Below are 20,021 nucleotides of genomic sequence, written 5' to 3' on the forward strand. Positions count from 1 at the left end.
GGCCCGTCGGCATTTCGGGTGACAGCCGGCTCCCGCGGCGTGCCGCCCGGAAACGGGCCGGCCGCGGTGGGATTAGCTGGACGCCGCCCGTTCCCACCCGTGGGAGTGCCGCAGGCCGCCCCGGTCGGTCGACCGGGTCAGGAGGGTTTCCGCAGGAAGGCTGGACGGAGGCGCGCGGTGGCGAAGCTCGCAGATCAACTGGTCGAGGCCCTGGACGGGCTGTTGGGCATCCCGATCCCCTTGCGGGTGCAGGCCTGGGACGGCAGTGTCGCCGGGCCGCCCGGAGCACCCACCCTGGTGCTGCGCAACCGCAGGGCGCTACGCCGGCTGATGTGGCAGCCGGGCGAGCTGGGCCTGGCCCGGGCCTACGTCTCGGGGGACCTCGACCTCGCCCCCGGCACCGACCTCTACGAGACGCTCTCCGAGGTCGCCCGCTTCGCCGAACTCCCCGAGATCCGCACCATGGCCCTCGGGCCGCGCGACGTCCTCGGCGCCGCGGGCCGCCGGGCGGTCGCCGCGGCCCTCCGGGCCGGGGCGGTCGGCCCGGAGCCCACCCCGCCCCCGGAGGAGGTCCGCCGGGCCCAGGGGCGGCTGCACAGCCGCGGCCGGGACCGCGCCGCCATCAGCCACCACTACGACGTCGGGAACGACTTCTACGGCCTCGTGCTGGGCTCCTCGATGGTCTACTCGTGCGCCTACTGGACGCCCGAGGCGAAGAGCCTGGAGGCCGCCCAGGAGGCCAAGCTCGACCTGATCTGCCGCAAGCTCGGCCTGCGGCCCGGGATGCGGCTGCTGGACGTCGGCTGCGGCTGGGGCTCGCTGCTGCTGCACGCGGCCGAGCACTACGGGGTCACCGCGGTCGGCGTCTCGATCTCCACCGAGCAGGTCGCGCTGGCCCGCGCCCGGGTCGAGGAGGCCGGCCTGGCCGACCGGGTGGAGGTCCGGCTCCAGGACTACCGGGAGATCACCGACGGCCCCTTCGACGCGATCTCCAGCGTCGGGATGGCCGAGCACGTCGGCGCGGAGCAGTACCGGGTGTACGCCGACGGCCTGTTCCGGCTGCTGGCGCCCGGCGGCCGGCTGCTCAACCACCAGATCGCCCGGCGCCCCGACCACCCCGGCGAACCGCACCGCACCAGCCCCTTCATCGACCGCTACGTCTTTCCGGACGGCGAGCTCTCCCCGGTCGGTTCCACCGTGGCCCGGCTGGAGGAGGCCGGCTTCGAGGTCCGGGACGTCGAGGCGCTGCGCGAGCACTACGCGCTGACCCTGCGCGAGTGGGTGGCCAACCTGGAGGCGCACTGGACGGAGGCGGTCCGGCTGGTCGGCCTCGGCCGCGCCCGGGTCTGGCGGCTGTACATGGCGGCCTCCGCGCTGGCCTTCGAGCAGAACCGGATCGGGGTGAACCAGATCCTCGCCGTCCGCAGCACCGAGGAGGGCGGCTCGGGCCTGCCGCCGACCCGTGAGGAATGGCTGGTGCGCCCGGCCGCCGAGGTCACTGCCGCGACCCCGGTCGGAACGGATTTGGGGGATCGGCGGTCGGTCCGCTAATCTTTCAGTGCGGCAAGGGCCTATAGCTCAGACGGTTAGAGCGCTTCCCTGATAAGGAAGAGGCCACAGGTTCAAGTCCTGTTAGGCCCACCACCGCGAAGGGCCCGGAGTGATCCACTCCGGGCCCTTCGACGTTTTCGCAGATCGGGCGGCTTCCGGTACGCTCTGTGTGCAGCGAGGGCCTATAGCTCAGACGGTTAGAGCGCTTCCCTGATAAGGAAGAGGCCACAGGTTCAAGTCCTGTTAGGCCCACCGCCCCGAAGGGCCCGGAGTGATCCACTCCGGGCCCTTCGACGTTCCCCGGCGGACCGCCCCTGACGAGGGCTTCCCGGGCGGACCGGGTGCGGACGATCCGTACGACATGAGGTGCGGCGTCAATCCTCGGACCGGACCGCCGGGTTGACGGTGCCGGTGGCTGGTCACGATTGGGACACCGGTGTGTATCATCGGCCGCAAGGGCAGTCCGGCACCCGACAGCCCGTTCGCGCTCGAAACACATCTGGACTCGTCGGCCCGGTCGGTCCGGCCGGAGCACCGGCTCCTGAGTCCGCCAACGCTAGAAGGACGAGGTCCCGCGGTGAAGAAGCTCCTCCTGGTCGCCCTGGTCGCCCTCGGCGGCTTCTTTGTCTACCGTCAGGTCCAGGCGGACCGCGCCGAGCAGGACCTGTGGACCGAGGCCACCGACCCGGTTCCGGCCGGTCGCTGAGCCCCGGACGATCTGACGATCGACGGTCTTCGGAGGCGCTGACCGGCGCCTCCCGAACCGGTCGGCCCGCTCACTCGATCGGACCGGCCGGTTCCCCCAGGGGGACGGCTCTCGGAAACACGCCGGAACCCGGTACGCTAGTGCCCGTCGGCACGCGCCGTGCCGTCGAGGGGCATTAGCTCAGTTGGTAGAGCGCTGCCTTTGCAAGGCAGATGTCAGGAGTTCGAGTCTCCTATGCTCCACAGCGCCTGAACGGCGGTCGACCCTTCCGGGTCGGCCGCCGTTCGGCGTTCCCGGGGTCCTAGGGCGTGTCGTCCTCGGTGGGCTCGGCGGCTCCGGCCGCCTCCTCGGGGGTGAGGCCGTTCACCGGGGAGGTGGCGGCGGTCGCGCCGGCCGGCCGGTGGGACTGCGGGGCCGGGGGCTCGACCAGCCACTCCGGGTTGCTGTGCCGACGCCACCACTGCCAGGCGACCAGCCCGCCGCCGACCGCCAGCACCCCGGCCAGCAGCAGCCCGGCCGTCGTCCGGCCGCCGCACCGCTGCTGCCGCTTCGCGTTCCGGGCGGCCAGCTCGTTGATCTCGGCCGAGCTGACGTGGCCCTGGAGGGCGGTCAGCGCGGCGGCGCCGCGGGACTGGGCCTCGTGGGCGACCGGGGAGACCGCGGCCCGGGCCTCCTCGACGGCCTGGGCGACCCTGGGGCCGACCGTGCCGCGCGCCTGGTCGGCGGCGCGGGCGGCGGACAGGCGGGCCGCCAGAGCGGCCTCCTGGGCCCGGTGGAGGGCCCGCAGGGTGTTCTGCTGGGCCTCGGGCGGCAGGTTGGCGAAGGCCTGGCCGAACTGCGGGGCGAGGTGCCGGTCGTACTGGACACGGAGGGTGTGGGCGGCCTGGGCGGCCTTGGGGCCGAGGGCGTCCAGGGCGGGCCCGAGGCGCTGCTTGGCGCCGTCCGCGAACTGTGCGGCGGAGTCCCGGGTCCTGGTGGCGGTGTCACGGGCCGAGTCCGAAAAGCTCACGAGTCTCTCCTCCTGGTGGCGTCCTTTATGCACATATCCACCTGAATGCTGATCATGCATCCGGATTTGTTCACCGGCACGCCGGGGTGGGCCGTACGCGGGCCCCTGCGGGGCCGTTCGGGGGCCCTGCGGGGCACCGCCGCAGTAGGCTGGCGGCTTCGGTGGTCGGCCAGGGGAAGGGGTAGCCGCTGATGCTCCCGGACGAGCCGCGAGGGTCCACGGACCGGTCCCCCGGGGCCGGGCAGCCCGACTGCCACCGGCACCCGGGGACGCCCACCGGGATCTCCTGCACCCGCTGCGAGCGGCCGATCTGCCCGCAGTGCATGGTGGCCGCCGCGGTGGGCTTCCAGTGCCCCGAGTGCGTCGGCGACGGGCACGCCGGGGCGCGGCGGGCCACCACCCGCTTCGGCGGGGCGCCGACCCTGGACGGCGGACTGGTGACCCGGACGCTGGTCGGGATCAACGTGGTGGTCTGGGTGCTGGCCGCGTACGTCCTCAACCCGCGCCTGGGCGAGGTCTGGTCGCTGGCCAGCGCCGGCCGGGCGCACGACGGGGGGCCGTACGGCGTCGCCGACGGCCCGGGCCAGTGGTACCGGCTGCTGACCGCCACCTTCCTGCACCTGGAGTGGTGGCACATCGGGCTGAACATGCTGGTGCTGCTGTGGCTCGGCCCCCCGCTGGAGGAGGCGCTCGGGCGGCTGCGCTTCCTGGCCCTCTACCTGCTCGCCGGGCTGGGCGGCAGCACCTTCGCCTTCCTGGTGGCGGGGGGCTGGATGAACTCGGTGGGGGCCTCCGGGGCCGTCTTCGGCCTGATCTCCGCCACGATCCTGATGCAGCTGCGGGACCGGGGCCCGGTCGCCCCGGCGGTGGCCTTCCTGGTCTTCAGCCTGGTGGTGACCTTCGCCCGCCCGACCATCGACTGGCGGGCGCACATCGGCGGCCTGGTGGTCGGCGGCCTGGTCGCCTTCGGCCTGATGTACGCCCCGCGCGAGCGGCGCGCCCTGGTCCAGTGGCTGACGCTGGCCGGCGCGGTGGCCCTGGAAGCGGTGCTGCTGCTGACCGGGATGGCCCTGTACGGCGCGTGACGCCCCGGACATTTGTCCACAGCGGGTGCGGAGTTGTGCACAGGCCGTGCGGTGATCGGGCTGTGGACTGTTGTTCTACGCGTGTCCTGCTGTGCGGTTCGTCCGCGTCCCGGGAGTTGTGCACAGCTGTGGACGGTGGTGCGGCGCGAAGTTATCCACAGGCCGTGGGGACTTTTCCCCAGTGTGGATAACCATGTGGATAAGCCCGACCGTCCGATGGTGGGACGGTCCGATGATGGGCGTGCCGATGACACCGCGACCGGTCGCGGGCACGCCTGAGCGCCACTCCGGGACCGGGGTCCGGAGCGGCGCTCAGGACTCGGGATCGAGCCTCAGGACGCGCGGAGCGTCACTTCCACTGGGTGGAGACGCCGAACCCGGCCGCGATGAAGCCGAAGCCGACCAGGATGTTCCAGTTCCGCCAGCTCTCCACCGGGTAGCTGCCGCTGGTCACGTAGTAGGTGACGATCCACACCAGGCCGATCAGGAACAGTGCCAGCATCAGCGGTGCGACCCAACTACGGCCCGAGCTGATCTTCACCGCGGTCGTAGCCGGCGGGGTGTAGTCGGACTTCTTGCGGAGTCGAGACTTCGGCACGAGGAGCTCTCCTGTCGATGCGCTGTGAGACCGCGCAGGGGTGCAGCGGGCGAGACGCCGACGGACGGTCGAGGAGAGTGCTCTGGGACCACTCCCACGCCTGCCACCGGCGTCCGTTAGCGTAGTGGCTCGGCGGGTCTCAAGGAGATAAGGGTACGGTGACTAATTTGTCGATTCCCCCCGGGAAGGCCGTCACCCCCCGTTCCGGCACCCGAATTGTCGGACGTGCCCTGACCTGCACCGTGTTCGCGCTCGCCGGTCTGCTCTTCTACATCAGCGCGCAGACCGCCCGCGGCACCGACCTGCGGACCGACAACTCGCTGCTGAGCCTCGGCGACGTCATCCGCCAGCGCAGCGGGCAGAACCAGCAGGCGCAGTCCCAGCTGGCCGACCTCCAGTCCCGGGCGCAGGAGCTCACCGAGCAGCAGGGCCACGACCCCGCCGACACGGCCCGGCTGGACGGCCTGCGGCTCGGCGCGGCCCTGGAGCCGCTCCAGGGCGGCGGGTTGACCGTCACCCTCAACGACGCCCCGCCGAACGCCACCGCGCGCATCCCCGGGGTCCCGGAGCCCGGCGTCAACGACCTGGTCATCCACCAGCAGGACATCCAGGCCGTGGTCAACGCGCTGTGGCGGGGCGGCGCGGCCGGCGTCCAGGTGATGGACCAGCGGCTGATCTCCACCAGCGCCGTCCGCTGCGTCGGCAACACCCTGCTGCTCCAGGGCCGGGTCTACTCCCCGCCGTACGTGGTCAAGGCGGTGGGCCGGACCGACGCCCTGCGGTCGGCCGTCGAGGGGGACCCGACGATCCGCAACTACCTGCAGTACGTCCAGGCGTACGGCCTGGGCTGGAAGGTCCAGGAGAGCGGGGACCTCACGCTGCCCGGGTACTCCGGCACGACCGAGCTCCGGTCCGCGGGCGGCCAGCCGTAACGCGGCGGCAGTAGGGGTGGACCGGCCTCACGGCCGTGGATACCGGGTCTACTCTTGAGCCCAGTCCGCTACCTAGAGGGAGCACCATGTACGGCTTCATCTGGCGTCACCTCCCGGGGAACGCCCTGGTCAAGGCCGTCATCTCGGTGCTCCTGATCCTGGGGATCGTCTACCTCCTCTTCACCTACGTCTTCCCGTGGGCGGAACCGCTGCTCCCCTTCGGCGACGTCACAGTGGACGGCGGCGACGGCGCCCCGGCCGGCTGACCCGGCCGGCCCGGAACTTCCCCCCAGTACCGCATCCCACGGAGAGCACGCGCGCATGACCACCCAGTCGACCCCGCCCCGCATCCTGGTCGTGGACAACTACGACAGCTTCGTGTTCAACCTGGTCCAGTACCTGTACCAGCTCGGCGCCACCTGCGAGGTGGTGCGCAACGACGAGGTGACCGTCGAGCACGCCGTCCGCCGGGCGGGGGAGGAGGGCTTCGACGGGGTGCTGCTCTCCCCCGGGCCCGGATCGCCCGAGGAGGCCGGGGTCTGCATCGCGATGGTGCACCACTGCGCGGCGATCGGGCTGCCGGTGTTCGGCGTCTGCCTGGGCCTCCAGTCGATCGCGGTGGCGTACGGCGCGGTGGTCGGCCGGGCGCCCGAACTGCTGCACGGCAAGACCTCGCCGGTCGAGCACCAGGACGGCGGGGTGTTCGAGGGCCTGCCCTCGCCGCTGACCGCGACCCGCTACCACTCGCTGGCCGTCGACCCGGCCACCGTGCCGGACGAGCTGGTGGTCACCGCCCGGACCGGCAGCGGCGTGGTCATGGGCCTGCGGCACCGTGAACTGCCGGTCGAGGGCGTGCAGTTCCACCCCGAGTCGGTGCTGACCGAGGGCGGGCACCGGATGCTCGCCAACTGGCTGGCGGAGTGCGGCTTCCCGCAGGCCGTGGACCGGTCGGCCGGGCTCGCCCCGGTGATCGGCCGGGGCTGAGCCGCGTGACCGCGGTACGTCCGGAGGGGCGTTACCAGTCGGAGCAGGGCCCGTACGGCGGCCCGCCGCAGTACGCCGGCGGCCCGTACCAGGGCGCGGAGCCCGGTGCCCCGCAGTACGGCGCCCCGCAGTACGGCGGGGCCGTGCAGGCCCGGCCGTACCCGGGGGAGCCGGCCGCTGCGGGCGCGCCCGAGGACGGCTGGGGCGTCTACGAGCAGGCCGAGCGGCCCGTCGAGGGCGGGCCCGAGTACCCGTGGCTGCCCGACCAGACCCTCCAACTGCGGCTGCCCGTCGAGGGCGGCGACCCGGCGGCCGAGCCCGTCTCGCCCACCGGCGGCCGGGCCGAGCGCCGGCGGGCCGCCCAGGGCCGGACCGCCGTCCGCACCGGCGGCGGCCGGCGCCGCGCCAAGGGCCGGGGAGCCGCGGGGCCCCGCCCCAAGGAGTCCGCGGTCGTGGTGGCGGCCCGCCTCGTCGGCGAGCTGTGCATCACCCTCGGCGCGGTGATGCTGCTGTTCGTCGCCTACCAGCTCTGGTGGACCAACGTGCAGGCCGACGCGGCCGCCAACAGTGCCCGGGACCAGCTGGAGCAGCAGTTCGACGCCCAGCCGCCCGGTGCGGGGCAGCCCGCCGCCGACCCGAACAAGCCCGAGGCGTTCGCGCCCGGCAAGGGCTTCGCCATCGTCTACCTGCCCAAGCTGGGGTTGAAGTTCCCGATCGCCGAGGGCACCGACAAGGCGGCGGTGCTCGACAAGGGCCTGGTCGGCCACTACCCCGGCACCGGGATGCCGGGCGACCCGGCGGGCAACTTCGCGCTGGCCGCGCACCGCAACACCCACGGCGAGCCGTTCCGGTACATCAACGAGCTGGGCAAGGGCGACAAGGTCGTGGTGGAGACCGCGACCGGGTACTACACGTACGAGATCACCGGGGGGATCCCGCAGACCTCCCCCAGCAACGTGAGCGTGATCAAGCCGGTGCCGAACGGCTCCGGGTACGCCGGGCCGGGCCGCTACATCACGCTGACCACCTGCACCCCGGAGTTCACCTCCAAGTTCCGCCTCATTGTCTTTGGCAAGATGATCGAGGAGCGGCCGCGCAGTCAGGGCAAACCGGCCGCGATCACGGGCGGATAGCCGCCCGGTACCGGTTTCGGAGGGGGAGCACCGCAGATGCAGGACGACGGGACCACGCGGCCGGCCGGTACGGCGGAGGAGGCCTTCCCCCCACCGGGACGGGAGGGCCGCAAGGGCCGTGGCCGGGCGCTGGCCGCGCTCGGGGTGTTCGGCGAGCTGCTGATCACCCTGGGCCTGGTGCTCGGCCTGTTCGTGGCCTACTCGCTCTGGTGGACCAACGTGCAGGCGGACGCCTCCGCCGCGCACGCCGCGGACCGGCTGCGCGGCTCCTGGGCGGCCGGTCCGACCGCCGGCCCGCCGGGCGGGAGCGGCACGGCGCCCGCGCCCGCCGCGGTGCCCGCGATCGGGGACGACGTGGGCTTCCTGCACGTCCCGGCGATGGGCCGGGACTTCCAGGTGCTGATCCGGATGGGTACCTCCACCGCCGTCCTGGACGAGGGCGTGGCGGGCGTCTACGAGCAGCCCTACAAGTCCGCGATGCCCTGGGACGAGACGGGCAACTTCGCGCTGGCCGCCCACCGGGACGGCCACGGTGCCAAGTTCCACGACCTGGACGCCGTCCAGCGGGGCGCCGCGATCGTGGTGGAGACCAAGGACAAGTGGTACGTCTACAAGGTCGACAACACCCTGCCGGAGACCTCCAAGTACGACACCGGCATCGTCGCGCCCGTCCCGGTGAGTTCCGGGTACGCCGGCCCCGGCCGGTACATCACCCTGACCACCTGCACGCCGGTGTACACCTCGCGCTACCGGATGGCCGTCTGGGGGAGCCTGGTCCGGGTGGACCCCATGGACGCCAAGCGCACCCCGCCGCCGGAGCTGCGCTGATCCGAGGGCCCGTCGCGATCTCCGCGACGGGCCCTCGGGCGTTCTCACCGCTCCAGCTCCCCGGTGTCAGAACCAGGGGAAGAGGGGCGGCTTAGTTGTTGCCCCCTTTGCCGGGGGGTGTGGTGTTGGGGTCCCCCCCTTTGGCCGGATCGGCCGGCCGGGTGATCAGCTGCACCTGGGTGTTCGGGTCCACCTGGCTGCCGGCGCCCGGGTTGCTTTGCACCACGACCGCGTTCGGGTCCTGCGGACCGGCGATCACGGTGTAGGTCAGGCCGAGCTTCGCCAGCTTGTCGCCGGCGTCCGAGAGCTTGACGTTCTGCAGCGGCGGGATCTGCGGCTTGTCCGGCGCCTTGAAGATCGTCAGGATGATCTTGGTGTTGGCCGGGACCTTGGTGTTGGCCTGGACCGACTGCTGGGCCACGGTGTTGGCCTTGGTCGGGTCGTTGGTGGTCGTGGTCTTCGAGGCGTCCACCTGGAAGCCGGCGGCCTGCAGCGTGTTCGTCGCGTCGTCCTTCTGCGCGCCGACCACGTTCGGGACGGTCTGCTTGGTCTTGCCCTGGGAGACCGTGAGCTTGACCGGGGCGCTCGGGTCAGCGGAGGTGCCGGCCGGGGGGTCCTGGGAGAGCACGGTGTCCTGCGGCGCGGTGTCGTCGTCCTTGTAGTCCGGCGTGGCGATGTTGGTGAAGCCGGCCGCCGTCAGGGCCTGCATCGCCTGGTCCTTGGTCTTGCCGGTCACGGTCGGCATCTGGGTCTTGGCCGGACCGGAGGAGACCTGCACGGTGAGGTGGGCGTCCTCGGCGACCGAGGTGCCCGCCGTCGGGGTCTGGGTGCAGACCTGGTCCTTCTTGACGTTGGTGTCCGGGCAGGCGATCTTGTCGCCCTCGGTGACCACCAGCTTGGAGCCGGCCGCGGCCGCGGCGGTCCTGGCGTCCGCCAGGCTCTTGCCGACCAGGTTCGGCGCCGTGACCTTCGGGGCGTCCTTGGTGCCCTTGTCGCTGAACATCGCCTGGGCCACGAAGAAGGTGCCGACCAGGACCAGCACGGCGGCCACCGCCAGGACGATCCAGGAGGTGTTGCTCTTCTTCTGCCGGTCGTCGCCGCGCCGGCCGCCCCGGCCGTAGCCGTCGTCGTAGCCGTCGTGGCCGCCCGCGCCGCCGGCGGAGGTCTGGCCGTAGCCGTCGTCCTGGTAGCCGGAGGCCTGCGGCAGCATGGTGGTCGGGCCGCCGGGCTGCTGCGGCAGCACGTTGGTCTGGCCGTACGGGTCGTGCTGCTGCGGGTAGCCGTTCTGGTCGTAGCCGTACCCGGCGGCGCCCATGCCGTAGGCGGCCTGCTGGGCGGCGGCGACCGGGAGGCCGTCGAGGAAGCGCTCGATGTCGTCGCGCATCTCGTCGGCGCTCTGGTACCGGTAGTCGCGCTCCTTGGCGAGCGCCTTGAGCACGATCGCGTCGATCTCCGGCCGCACCTCGGGGTCGAAGACCGACGGCGGCTGCGGCTCCTCCCGGACGTGCTGGTAGGCCACCGCGACCGGGGAGTCGCCGACGAACGGCGGCCGGACGGTCAGCAGCTCGTAGAGCAGGCAGCCGGTGGAGTAGAGGTCGGAGCGGGCGTCGACCTGCTCGCCCTTGGCCTGCTCGGGGGAGAGGTACTGGGCGGTGCCGATCACGGCCGAGGTCTGGGTCATGGTCATCCCGGCGTCGCCCATCGCGCGGGCGATGCCGAAGTCCATGACCTTGACGTTGCCCTGCCGGGTCAGCATCACGTTGGCCGGCTTGATGTCGCGGTGCACGATCCCGGCCCGGTGCGAGTACTCCAGGGCCTGGAGGATGCCGATGGTCATCTCCAGCGCCCGCTCGGGCAGCAGCCGGCGGCCGGAGTGCAGCAGCTCGCGCAGCGTGGACCCCTCGACGTACTCCATCACGATGTACGGGATGGAGATCCCGTCGATGTAGTCCTCGCCGGTGTCGTACACGGCGACGATCGCGGGGTGGTTCAGGGACGCCGCCGACTGTGCCTCGCGGCGGAAACGGGCCTGGAACGACGGATCCCGCGCCATGTCGGCCCGGAGCGTCTTCACTGCGACGGAACGGCCGAGCCGGGTGTCATGGCCGAGGTACACCTCGGCCATGCCGCCGCGTCCGAGGACGCCGCCGAGCTCGTACCTGCCGCCGAGGCGACGAGGCTCTTCCATAGTTCCGACCCTCTCCTTCACCCGCCGGTGAGGTTGTGACGTAGATGTCCCCGCACGCTCTGGGTGACGCCGCGCGGGCCGAGACCGGTTCTCCGGCCGGGCCGTGCACCGCCTCGCGGGCGGCAACGGGCACACCCGCTGCTGGCGGATACGCTACCGGTCGCACCGCACCGGACCGGAGTCAGCCGTCGGCCGATATCAGACCGGTATCCGGACGGGGGTGCCGATCGTGACTTTCGCCTCACCGTCGCCCTACTTGCCGAGCGCGGCCTGCATCACCGCCTTGGCGATCGGGGCCGCGAGGCGGCCGCCGCTGATGCCGTCGCGGTTCTGGGAGCCGTCCTCGACCACCACCGCGACCGCGACCGACTGGCCGTCCGAGGTCTTGGCCCAGGAGGTGAACCAGGCGAACGGCAGGCCGGCGTTGTCCTCGCCGTGCTGGGCGGTGCCGGTCTTGCCGCCGACCTGGAGACCGGGGATCTTGGCGTTGGTGCCGGTGCCGTTCTCGACCACCGAGACCATCAGGTCCTGCATCTTCTGCGCGGTGGCCGGGCTCATCGCCTGGGAGAACTGCTTCTCGGTGTGCTTGGAGATGGTGGTCAGCGAGGCCGAGCGCTCCTGGTCGACCAGGTACGGCTGCATCAGGCTGCCGTTGTTGGCGATCGCCGCGGAGACCATGGCCATCTGCAGCGGGGTGGCGCGGGTGTCGTGCTGGCCGATCGAGTCCTGGGCGGTGCCGTCCAGGCTGGGGCTGTCCGGGAAGATGCTCTTCTCCGAGCGGACCGGGGTGTCCACCGTGCTGTTGAAGCCGAACTTCTCGGCCTGCGCCCGCATCTTGTCCTTGCCGAGGTCGGCGCCCATCTTGGCGAAGACCGTGTTGCAGGACTGGTCCATCCCGGACTCGATGGTGGCGTTCTCGCAGCGCTCGTTGGGGCTCTCGTTCTTGAGCACCGTCTGGGTGTTGGGCAGGGTGTACGGGTCCGGCGTCTTCGTGGCGTCGTTGACGCCCTGGTAGAGGCCGTTCTCGAACGCGGCGGTGGCGGTGACCAGCTTGAAGGTCGAGCCGGGCGGGTAGGTCTCGCGCAGCGCCCGGTTGAGCATCGGCTTGTTCGGGTCCGCGTTGAGGTCCTGCCAGGACTTGGTGTCGCCGCTCTCGCCGCCGGCGAAGGTGCCCGGGTCGTAGGACGGGGTGGAGACCAGGGCCAGGATCGCACCGGTCTTCGGGTCGAGCGCGACCACCGCGCCCTTCTTGTCGCCCAGGCCGTCGAAGGCCGCCTTCTGCACCTTGGCGTTGATCGTCGTGACGACGTCGCCGCCGCGCTTCTGCTCGCCGGTCAGCATGTCCAGGGTGTTGCGGAAGAACAGCCGGTCGTCGGTGCCCGAGAGGATGCCGTCCTCCAGGTTCTCCAGCCCGCTGGAGCCGTAGGCCTGCGAGGAGTAGCCGGTGACCGGCGCGTACATCGCGCCGTCCTTCCAGGAGCGCTTGTACTTGTAGCGCAGGCCGTTCACGAAGTCGGAGTTGGTGACCGGCTGGCCGCTGACGATGATGTTGCCGCGCGGGTGGGCGTAGCGGTCGTACAGCTGGCGCTTGTTGTTCTTGTTGGAGGCCAGCGCGTCGGCCTGGACGCCCTGCACCCAGTTGGTGCGCACCATCAGCGCCAGGATCAGCACCAGGCAGAAGATCGAGACCCGTCGGATCGGCTTGTTCATCGGGCGGGTCCTCCCTGGCCCTCGGGGACCGGGGCCGGTTCGACCCCGGGACGTCGGGCGCTGTCGCTGATCTTGAGCAGGATCGCGACCAGCGCCCAGTTGGCGACCACGGACGAACCGCCCTGCGCGAGGAACGGCATGGTCATACCGGTCAGTGGGATCAGCCCGGTGACCCCGCCAGCCACCACGAAGACCTGCAGCGCCATCGCCGAGGCGAGCCCGACGGCGAACAGCTTGCCGAAGGGGTCGCGGGCGGCGAGGGCGGTGCGCAGGCCGCGCTGCACCAGCAGGGCGTACAGCAGGAAGATCGCCATCAGGCCGGTCAGTCCGAGTTCCTCGCCGAAGGAGCCCAGGATGAAGTCGCTCTTGGCGGCGAAGTTGATCAGCCAGGAGCGGCCCTGGCCGAGGCCGGAGCCGGTCACCCCGCCGGAGCCGAGCGCCATCAGCGACTGGCCGATCTGCTCGGTGGCGCCCTTGGGCGGGGTCGGCGCGAAGGCGGCCATCGGGTCGAGCCAGGCGTCGATGCGGACCTTGACGTGGCTGGTGGTCATGGCCACCGCGACCGCGCCGCCGACCGACATCAGCAGGCCGAACAGGATCCAGCTGGTCCGCTCGGTGGCGACGTAGAGCATCACCACGAACAGGCCGAAGAACAGGAAGGACGTGCCGAGGTCGTTCTCGAAGACCAGGATCAGCAGGCTGAGCAGCCAGATCACGACGATCGGGCCGAGGTCGCGGCCGCGCGGCAGGTACAGGCCCATGAAGCGGCGGCTGGCCAGTGCCAGGGCGTCCCGCTTGACCATCAGGTAGCCGGCGAAGAACACGGTCAGGACGATCTTGGCGAACTCGCCGGGCTGGATGGAGAAGCTGCCCATCCGGATCCAGATCTTCGCGCCGAAGTCCTCCGCCCGGGCCGGGAAGAAGGCCGGTGCGGCCAGCAGCACCAGCGCCACCACCATCGAGATGTAGGTGTAACGCTGCAGCACCCGGTGGTCCTTCAGGAAGACCATCACACCGATGAACAGGGTGACCCCGAGGGCCGACCACATCAGCTGGTTGCGGGCCGCCGGGAAGTTGCCGCTGAGCAGGTGGCCCGCCTTGTCCAGGCGCCAGATCATCACCACGCCCAGCCCGTTCAGCAGGGTGGCGATCGGCAGCATCAGCGGGTCCGCGTACGGCGCGAAGCGGCGCACCAGCAGGTGCGCGACCAGGGCCAGCGAGCCCATCCCGAGGCCGTAGCCGAGCATCCCGGTCGGGAGCCGGGAGTCCATCGCCAGGCCCACGTTGGCGTACGCCAGGATCGGCAGCAGCACGGCGAAGACCAGCAGGGCCAGTTCGGTGTTACGGCGGTTCGGTGCGCCCTGGAGCGAGATGGTGGTGTTGCCGCGGCGTCGCGGCACGACACGCCCGCCCGCCGCCCGGCGTCGGGAGCCGGTGCGGGCGGTGTCGCCGCTCAGGTCGTAGCTGCTCACGTGGTGACCGCTCCCTGACGGCCGGCGGGCCCGTTCCGGGCGGACCTATGTCGGATCAAGGACGTCACGGCTTCGGGCAGGCTTCGGCCCGGCTGCGCTCGTCGTCGGACAGTGCGGGTTGCTGGGGCGGCTGGGCCTGCTCGCTCGGGGCGGCCGCCGGGGGGGTGGCGTTCGGCGTCGGGGCGGCGGTGCCGGGGGCGGACGGGGTCGTCGTCGCGGACGGCGCGGCCGCGCCCGGGGAGCGGGGCTTCTCCCGCTCGCCGGGGGTGGTCGGGGTGGCGGCTACGAACGCGGTCCTGGTGGCCGTGGTGCCCTGGGTGCCCTGCGGGGCCGCGGTGTTCACGGTGGCGGCCTTCTGGCACAGCTTGGCCCAGTCCACCAGGGTGCCCATGGTCTTCTGGGCGTCCGACAGGCTGCCGACCGAGATGGTCCGGTTCACCTGGGCGCGCTGGTCCTGCGGCAGCCACTTCAACGGCGCGTCGCTGTGCGACTCGTGCACCGAGGACAGGCTCAGCCCGGCCAGGTTCTGGTTGACGCCCTGGTAGATGGCGACGTGGTCGCCGTCCTCGCCGATGTAGTACTGGTCCTGGGTCCACCGGTAGCCGAAGTACCCGGCGCCGCCGAGCAGGCCGAGCGTGACCAGGACGGCCAGCGGGACGGTCAGGCCCCGGCGCTTGCGCCGGGAGGGCTGCTCCCCGTCGAACTCCTCGGTGCCGTACACCGAGGGCTCGGCCGGGTAGCCGTAGCCGCCGTCGCCCTCGTAGCCCTCGGCGGGGCCGAAGGCGTTCCCGGCCGCGTCGTAGCCCTCGGCCGGGCCGAAGGCGCCCTGCGGGCCGCGGCCCAGGCCGGCGGCGCGGCCGGCCGGGGTGTCCGCGATCGAGCGGTCGGCGGCGGTCGAGGACGGCGGGGTCTCGGCGACCGCGCCGACGACCACCGGGACGTCGTTGAACTGGCCGCTCATGGTGTCCGTGGCGCCGACGTCGATGACGTCCGCCACGATGCAGGTGATGTTGTCCGGACCGCCGCCGCGCAGCGCGAGCTGGATCAGCTCCTGCACGGTCTGCTCGGGCGAGTAGTAGCTGCCCAGGGTGTCCTGGAGGGTCTGGTGGCTGACCGGGCCGGAGAGGCCGTCCGAGCAGATCAGGTAGCGGTCGCCGGCCCGGACCTCGCGGATCGAGAGGTCCGGCTCGACCTGGCCGCGGCCGTCCAGGGCCCGCATCAGCAGCGAGCGCTGCGGGTGGGTCTCGGCCTCCTCGGGTGTGATCCGGCCCTCGTCGACCAGGCGCTGCACCCAGGTGTGGTCCTGGGTGATCTGCACCAGCGAGCCGTCGCGCAGCAGGTAGGCGCGGGAGTCGCCGACGTGCACCAGGCCCATCCGCTGGCCGGTCCAGAGCATGGCCGTCAGGGTGCAGCCCATGCCCTCCAGCTGCGGGTCCTCCTCGACCATCTGCCGGAGCCGGTCGTTGGCGCCCTGGACGGCGTCGCCCAGCAGGGTCAGCAGGTCCGCGCCCGGCACGTCCTCGTCCAGCCGGACGATCGAGCCGAGCACCTCGGAGGAAGCGACCTCGCCGGCCGCGGCGCCGCCCATGCCGTCGGCCACGGCCAGCAGCCGCGGCCCGGCGTAGCCGGAGTCCTCGTTCCCCTCCCGGATCAGTCCCTTGTGGGAGCCGGCGGCGAAGCGCAGCACCAGGGTCATGCGACCTGTGCCCCCCTCTGGGTCTTGGACGGGATGCTGTCCCTCATGCGCTACTACTTCCGCAGTTCGATGACGGTCCTGCCGATACGGATCGGCGTGCCCGGCTGGAGCGGAGTGGGCGCGGTCAGGCGCTGCCGGTCCAGATAGGTGCCGTTGGTGGAGCCTAGATCCTCGACCGTCCACTGCCCAGTCTGATCCGGATAGATCCTGGCATGCCGGGAGGACGCGTAGTCGTCGTCCAGCACGATGGTCGAGTCGTGCGCCCGGCCCAGCGTGATGGTCTGGCCCTGGAGGGCGACCGTCGTTCCGGCCAGCGAGCCCTGGACGACCACCAGCTGGGTCGGGGCGCCGCGGCGGCGGCCGCCGCCGCCCTGGGTCTGGGCCGCCGGGGCGCTGTTGCCGGGGGCGGGGGCCGCGGGACGTCCGGGTGCCGAGGAGGGCGCCGCAGCGGCTCCGGACGCGGTGGCGGCACCGCCGCCGCGACGGGAGCTGCGGGGGTTCACCTTGGTGCCGAACAGGTCGCTGCGGATCACCTGGATCGCGACGATGACGAACAGCCACAGCACGGCCAGGAAGCCCAGCCGCATGACCGTGAGGGTCAGTTCTGACATGGCCGTCCCGCCAGTCGGTGAGCGAGGCGCGCGAACAACTCGGACACTACCCTTCGACCTGCCGGTAGACGATGGTGGTGGAGCCCACGACGATTCGGGAGCCGTCGCGGAGCGTAGCGCGCTGGGTGTGCTGCCCGTCCACCACGATGCCGTTGGTGGAGCCCAGGTCGAGGACCATCGAAGGGGTGCCCGGGCGGATCTCGGCGTGCTTGCGGGAGACCCCGGGGTCGTCGATCCGGACGTCCGCCTCGGTCGAGCGGCCGAGGACGCAGGCCGCGCCGGTGATCTGGTGGCGGGCGCCGTTCACCTCGATCCAGCGGCGGACCGAGGTGCCGTGGCCGGCTCCGGGGAAGGCGCGGACGTTGCCGCCGGCCGGAGGGCCCGGGGGCATCGCGGGGGGCGCGGCCGGCGGCGGGGGCGCGCTGTACTGCCCGGCGCCGCCCTGCTGCCACGGTGCGCCGGGGGCCGGTGCGGCCGGCTGGCGGTCGTAGCCGGGCTGCTGCTGCGGGGCGAACTGCTGGGGTTCCTCGGAGGCCAGGGTGCGGCTGCGCACCCGGTAGAGGCCGGTGTCCAGGTCGTCGGCCTTCTCCAGGTTCACCTGGAGCGGGCCCATGAAGGAGTACCGCTGGGCCTCGGCGTACTCGCGGACCATGCCGGCCAGCTCGGCGCCGAGCTGCCCCGAGTAGGGGCTGAGCCGCTCGTGGTCGTGCGGGCTGAGCTCGACGATGAAGTCGTTCGGCACGACGGTGCGGTCGCGGTTCCAGATGCTCGCGTTGTTGTCGCACTCGCGCTGCAGAGCGCCGGCGATCTCCACGGGCTGGACCTCGGACTTGAACACCTTGGCGAAGGTGCCGTTGACGAGACCCTCCAGCCGCTGCTCGAACTTCTTCATCATCCCCATGGGGCACCCCCTTCCAGGGTTCGTTCGCCTGCCTGCCGACCGGGGTCCGCCGCGGAGGTGTCCTCGGGGGAGTCGGTCGTGCCTACTTGCGGTACTTCCGTACTGATCGTATCCACGCCGGGCCCTTCCGTACGGTTCCCGGACCGCGTGGTGCCGGGGGGTGGGCTCGGACACACAGGGTGACGCATTCCGGGTGCGGCACGCCAGGTCTGCCCGTCGGAGCGGTGCACCGCGCTCCGCCCGTCCGTTCGTCGCGCGGCCGTTCGGACGTGGTCGGTCTCCCCGGGAAACGGATTCGGAGCAGCCCCCCAGGTCGTGCTACTGTTTTCCACGTCGGAAGGGCCGCCCGAAAGGGAGCCGGACCGGGGAAACGCGAAGACCACATGGTACCGAGCGGCTCCGCGGAACGGACGGCAGTGAAGACGACACCCATGCGCGGGTGGCGGAATAGGCAGACGCGCTGGATTCAGGTTCCAGTGCCCGAAAGGGCGTGGGGGTTCAACTCCCCCCTCGCGCACAGCGAAGCCCCGCAGATCTTCGGATCTGCGGGGCTTTCTCGTTGTCCCGCGCCGCCGGCCCCGCCCCGGAGGGCCGGGCCGGAGCGGGCGGGTCAGGACTGGCTGGCCGGGAGGTCGGCGCGGACCTCGAAGCCGCCGTCCTGGGTCGGACCGGCGGTGAGGGTGCCGCCCAGCAGCTGGGCGCGCTCGCGCAGCCCGACCAGGCCGTGGCCGCCGCCCGGCAGGGTCTCGGCCGGGCGGACCGGCGGCGCCTCGTTGCGGACCTCGACCCGCAGCCGGCGGCCCTTCGCCCGGACCCGCACGTGCACCACCGCCTCCGGGGCGTACTTGGTGATGTTGGTGAGCGCCTCCTGGACGGTGCGGTAGGCGGCCCGTTCGACCGCCTCCGGCCACGGGCGGTCACCGGGGTTCAGCTCGGAGTCGGCGGCCAGCCCGCTCTCCGCGATCAGCCGGGGCAGGTCGGCCAGCCGGGGCTGCGGGGCGAGCGGGGCGTCCGGGCGGGGGCCGCCGGTGCTGCGCAGCACCCCGACCATCTGGCGCAGCTCCTCCAGGGTCCGGACGGACAGCTCGCGGATGGTGCGGGCGGTGGTCGCGGCGGCCGGGTCGGTGGTGCTCACCTGGAGCGCGCCGGCCTGGATGCTGATCAGGCTGACCTGGTGCGAGACCACGTCGTGCATCTCCCGGGCCAGCCGGCCGCGCTCGCTGATCAGCACCCGTTCGGCGAGCAGCCGGCTCTCCCGCTCCTGGCCGCGGGTCAGTTCGTCCAGCCGGGCGGCCAGCTCCCGCCGGGTGCGGGAGAGCAGTCCGGTGGCGGCCGGGCCGGCGGAGAGCATCACGGCCTGGATGGCGTCCAGGGCGGTGTTCCGGCTGAGCTCGACCAGCGGGTTCGGCAGCGGCCAGTGGAAGAAGTCGACCAGGGTGAACAGGGCCGCGCAGGGGAACAGCACCGCGGCCCTGGGGCGCTCGGTGGCGACCGTGTAGACGGCGGTGATCGGGGCCAGCCAGATCGCCTCCACCCAGGTGCCGGGCATGGTGAGCAGCAGCACCGTCACCGGGAAGCGGCGCCGCCAGAACAGCGCCACGGCGGCCAGCACGGAGAGCGTCACCTGCCACCAGGTGGAGTCCCGGGACACCAGGGCGGCGTCCATCAGGGAGTACAGGACGGGCAGCAGCACCATCGGCCAGGGGGCGGTGCACCAGGCCGGCAGCCGTCGGGACGGCAGCTGGTCGGCGGCCGTCATGCCCCGTCGCCGGGCTTGGGCCGCACCAGGCCGGCCCGGTGGGCGAGCACGGCGGCCTGCACCCGGTTGGCGGCGCCGAGCTTGCCGAGGATCGCGCTGATGTGGTCCTTGACCGTGCCGGTGCCGAGGAAGAGCCGGTCGGCGATCTCGGCGTTGGACAGGCCCTCGCCGAGCAGGGCCAGCACGTCCAGCTCGCGGCCGGTCAGGGTGCGGGCCAGCGCGGTGGCCTCGGCGTCCGGGCCGCCGCCGTCCACGTAGCCGCCGATCACGGTGCGGGTGACGGTCGGGGAGAGGATGTTGCCGCCCGCGGCGAGCACCCGGACGGCGTGCACCAGCTGCTCGGGGGCGGTGTCCTTGAGCAGGAACCCGGTCGCGCCGGCCCGCAGCGCGGTGCCGATGTACTCGTCGGTGTCGAAGGTGGTGAGCATCGCGACGGCCGGCGGGTCGGGCAGGGCGCGCAGGCGGCGCAGCACCGAGATGCCGTCGAGGTCGGGCATCCGGATGTCGAGCAGCACCACGTGCGGGCGCAGGCGCTGGACGTGCTCCTCGGCCTGTCCGCCGGAGCAGTCGCCGACCACCTCCAGGTCGGGGGCGGAACCGACGATCAGGCCGAGGCCGGAGCGGACCAGGATCTCGTCGTCGACGATCAGCACGCGGGTGGTGGTGATGGGGGGCCTCCTCGGTTCGGGCGGCCGGGTTCGGTCGGTCCGCGGGGGTCGCTTTGAGAGTAGGGGTAGCCGGGGCGGGGTGCCGAACCCATGGGGGGTAAGAACCCCCGCCGTTCGGCGGGGGTGGGAATCCGCTACCCGGTTCACGCAATTTTCAGGAATGGTGCGGAACCATGGAGTTGGCTGCCTT

The 20,021-nt window shown here is 72.2% G+C and carries 18 protein-coding genes and 4 tRNA genes; 12 read left to right on the top strand and 10 right to left on the bottom strand.

Annotated elements, in window-relative coordinates:
* Positions 1–177: 177 nt before the first annotated feature.
* The 5 genes from ACFXOZ_RS28435 (at position 178) to ACFXOZ_RS28455 (ending at position 2,499) form a co-directional block, all read left to right on the top strand.
* The gene (locus tag ACFXOZ_RS28435; protein WP_380525509.1) at positions 178–1,551 is read left to right on the top strand and encodes a class I SAM-dependent methyltransferase; all 1,374 of its coding nucleotides are present in this window, start codon (positions 178–180) and stop codon (positions 1,549–1,551) included.
* Between the two features lie 16 nt (positions 1,552–1,567).
* A tRNA-Ile gene (locus ACFXOZ_RS28440) sits at positions 1,568–1,644 on the top strand.
* Between the two features lie 85 nt (positions 1,645–1,729).
* Positions 1,730–1,803: transfer RNA gene (locus tag ACFXOZ_RS28445), tRNA-Ile, on the top strand.
* 325 nt (positions 1,804–2,128) lie between these two features.
* Positions 2,129–2,257, top strand: a complete 129-nt coding sequence (locus ACFXOZ_RS28450; RefSeq protein ID WP_014137031.1) for a DLW-39 family protein — start codon at positions 2,129–2,131, stop codon at positions 2,255–2,257.
* A gap of 169 nt (positions 2,258–2,426) precedes the next feature.
* Positions 2,427–2,499 (top strand) — tRNA-Ala (locus ACFXOZ_RS28455).
* A 59-nt stretch (positions 2,500–2,558) separates the two neighbouring features.
* Here the strand turns inward: ACFXOZ_RS28455 and ACFXOZ_RS28460 are convergent.
* Complete coding sequence (locus ACFXOZ_RS28460; RefSeq protein WP_375891855.1) at positions 2,559–3,266, bottom strand: DUF5324 family protein; 708 nt, start codon at positions 3,264–3,266, stop codon at positions 2,559–2,561.
* Positions 3,267–3,457: 191 nt separating this feature from the next.
* On the opposite strand from ACFXOZ_RS28460, the gene ACFXOZ_RS28465 reads away from it, so the two are divergent.
* On the top strand, positions 3,458–4,351 hold the full coding sequence (locus ACFXOZ_RS28465) for a rhomboid family intramembrane serine protease (protein WP_380525510.1): 894 nt from the start codon (positions 3,458–3,460) through the stop codon (positions 4,349–4,351).
* Positions 4,352–4,700: 349 nt separating this feature from the next.
* Here the strand turns inward: ACFXOZ_RS28465 and crgA are convergent, their stop codons facing one another.
* Entirely contained in the window at positions 4,701–4,949 is a 249-nt protein-coding gene (gene crgA / locus ACFXOZ_RS28470; RefSeq protein ID WP_360242861.1) for a cell division protein CrgA, read from the bottom strand.
* 167 nt (positions 4,950–5,116) lie between these two features.
* Here crgA and ACFXOZ_RS28475 point away from each other — a divergent pair, with 167 nt between their 5' ends.
* The 5 genes from ACFXOZ_RS28475 to ACFXOZ_RS28495 all read left to right on the top strand — a co-directional run bounded on the left by ACFXOZ_RS28475 (position 5,117) and on the right by ACFXOZ_RS28495 (position 8,826).
* On the top strand, positions 5,117–5,881 hold the full coding sequence (locus ACFXOZ_RS28475) for a DUF881 domain-containing protein (RefSeq protein ID WP_375891859.1): 765 nt from the start codon (positions 5,117–5,119) through the stop codon (positions 5,879–5,881).
* Between the two features lie 86 nt (positions 5,882–5,967).
* Positions 5,968–6,147 (top strand): hypothetical protein, encoded by a 180-nt coding sequence (locus ACFXOZ_RS28480; RefSeq protein WP_375891861.1) that lies wholly within the window; start codon positions 5,968–5,970, stop codon positions 6,145–6,147.
* A gap of 55 nt (positions 6,148–6,202) precedes the next feature.
* Positions 6,203–6,865: an aminodeoxychorismate/anthranilate synthase component II gene (locus ACFXOZ_RS28485; RefSeq protein WP_380525511.1), complete on the top strand. Its 663-nt coding sequence runs from the start codon at positions 6,203–6,205 to the stop codon at positions 6,863–6,865.
* Positions 6,866–6,870: 5 nt separating this feature from the next.
* The gene (locus ACFXOZ_RS28490; protein WP_380593201.1) at positions 6,871–7,998 is read left to right on the top strand and encodes a class E sortase; all 1,128 of its coding nucleotides are present in this window, start codon (positions 6,871–6,873) and stop codon (positions 7,996–7,998) included.
* A gap of 36 nt (positions 7,999–8,034) precedes the next feature.
* Positions 8,035–8,826: a class E sortase gene (locus ACFXOZ_RS28495; RefSeq protein WP_380400921.1), complete on the top strand. Its 792-nt coding sequence runs from the start codon at positions 8,035–8,037 to the stop codon at positions 8,824–8,826.
* A gap of 91 nt (positions 8,827–8,917) precedes the next feature.
* On the opposite strand, the gene pknB is transcribed toward ACFXOZ_RS28495, so the two are convergent.
* The 6 genes from pknB to ACFXOZ_RS28525 form a co-directional block, all read right to left on the bottom strand.
* Positions 8,918–11,014 carry a Stk1 family PASTA domain-containing Ser/Thr kinase gene (gene pknB, locus ACFXOZ_RS28500; RefSeq protein ID WP_380593202.1) on the bottom strand — a complete coding sequence of 699 codons (2,097 nt, stop codon included), beginning with the start codon at positions 11,012–11,014 and terminating at the stop codon, positions 8,918–8,920.
* A 252-nt stretch (positions 11,015–11,266) separates the two neighbouring features.
* Positions 11,267–12,724 carry a peptidoglycan D,D-transpeptidase FtsI family protein gene (locus ACFXOZ_RS28505; protein ID WP_375891870.1) on the bottom strand — a complete coding sequence of 486 codons (1,458 nt, stop codon included), beginning with the start codon at positions 12,722–12,724 and terminating at the stop codon, positions 11,267–11,269.
* Positions 12,721–14,124, bottom strand: a complete 1,404-nt coding sequence (locus ACFXOZ_RS28510; RefSeq protein ID WP_375891974.1) for an FtsW/RodA/SpoVE family cell cycle protein — start codon at positions 14,122–14,124, stop codon at positions 12,721–12,723. The genes ACFXOZ_RS28505 and ACFXOZ_RS28510 overlap by 4 nt, the downstream gene beginning before the upstream one ends.
* A 136-nt stretch (positions 14,125–14,260) precedes the next feature.
* The gene (locus tag ACFXOZ_RS28515; RefSeq protein WP_380525514.1) at positions 14,261–15,892 is read right to left on the bottom strand and encodes a PP2C family protein-serine/threonine phosphatase; all 1,632 of its coding nucleotides are present in this window, start codon (positions 15,890–15,892) and stop codon (positions 14,261–14,263) included.
* Positions 15,893–15,945: 53 nt separating this feature from the next.
* Complete coding sequence (locus ACFXOZ_RS28520) at positions 15,946–16,503, bottom strand: FHA domain-containing protein (protein WP_380525515.1); 558 nt, start codon at positions 16,501–16,503, stop codon at positions 15,946–15,948.
* Positions 16,504–16,549: 46 nt separating this feature from the next.
* Positions 16,550–17,404, bottom strand: coding sequence for an FhaA domain-containing protein (locus tag ACFXOZ_RS28525; RefSeq protein ID WP_375891876.1), 855 nt, complete (start codon positions 17,402–17,404; stop codon positions 16,550–16,552).
* Positions 17,405–17,837: 433 nt separating this feature from the next.
* Here ACFXOZ_RS28525 and ACFXOZ_RS28530 point away from each other — a divergent pair.
* Positions 17,838–17,921, top strand: a tRNA-Leu gene (locus ACFXOZ_RS28530).
* 93 nt (positions 17,922–18,014) lie between these two features.
* Here the strand turns inward: ACFXOZ_RS28530 and ACFXOZ_RS28535 are convergent.
* The gene (locus tag ACFXOZ_RS28535; protein ID WP_380593203.1) at positions 18,015–19,163 is read right to left on the bottom strand and encodes a sensor histidine kinase; all 1,149 of its coding nucleotides are present in this window, start codon (positions 19,161–19,163) and stop codon (positions 18,015–18,017) included.
* A complete protein-coding gene (locus tag ACFXOZ_RS28540) occupies positions 19,160–19,810 on the bottom strand; it encodes a response regulator transcription factor (protein ID WP_229928260.1) in 651 nt (216 codons plus the stop codon). The genes ACFXOZ_RS28535 and ACFXOZ_RS28540 overlap by 4 nt, the downstream gene beginning before the upstream one ends.
* Positions 19,811–20,021: the final 211 nt, after the last annotated feature.

The organism is Kitasatospora sp. NPDC059160 (assembly GCF_042755465.1).
GTDB lineage: Bacteria > Actinomycetota > Actinomycetes > Streptomycetales > Streptomycetaceae > Kitasatospora.

Coding starts and splice junctions, on each gene's coding strand:
- ACFXOZ_RS28465 (WP_380525510.1), top strand. CDS start 3,458: ATGCTCCCGGACGAGCCGCGAGGGTCCACGGACCGGTCCCCCGGGGCC.
- ACFXOZ_RS28480 (WP_375891861.1), top strand. CDS start 5,968: ATGTACGGCTTCATCTGGCGTCACCTCCCGGGGAACGCCCTGGTCAAG.
- ACFXOZ_RS28485 (WP_380525511.1), top strand. CDS start 6,203: ATGACCACCCAGTCGACCCCGCCCCGCATCCTGGTCGTGGACAACTAC.
- ACFXOZ_RS28495 (WP_380400921.1), top strand. CDS start 8,035: ATGCAGGACGACGGGACCACGCGGCCGGCCGGTACGGCGGAGGAGGCC.
- pknB (WP_380593202.1), bottom strand. CDS start 11,014: ATGGAAGAGCCTCGTCGCCTCGGCGGCAGGTACGAGCTCGGCGGCGTC.
- ACFXOZ_RS28505 (WP_375891870.1), bottom strand. CDS start 12,724: ATGAACAAGCCGATCCGACGGGTCTCGATCTTCTGCCTGGTGCTGATC.
- ACFXOZ_RS28515 (WP_380525514.1), bottom strand. CDS start 15,892: ATGACCCTGGTGCTGCGCTTCGCCGCCGGCTCCCACAAGGGACTGATC.
- ACFXOZ_RS28520 (WP_380525515.1), bottom strand. CDS start 16,503: ATGTCAGAACTGACCCTCACGGTCATGCGGCTGGGCTTCCTGGCCGTG.
- ACFXOZ_RS28525 (WP_375891876.1), bottom strand. CDS start 17,404: ATGGGGATGATGAAGAAGTTCGAGCAGCGGCTGGAGGGTCTCGTCAAC.
- ACFXOZ_RS28535 (WP_380593203.1), bottom strand. CDS start 19,163: ATGACGGCCGCCGACCAGCTGCCGTCCCGACGGCTGCCGGCCTGGTGC.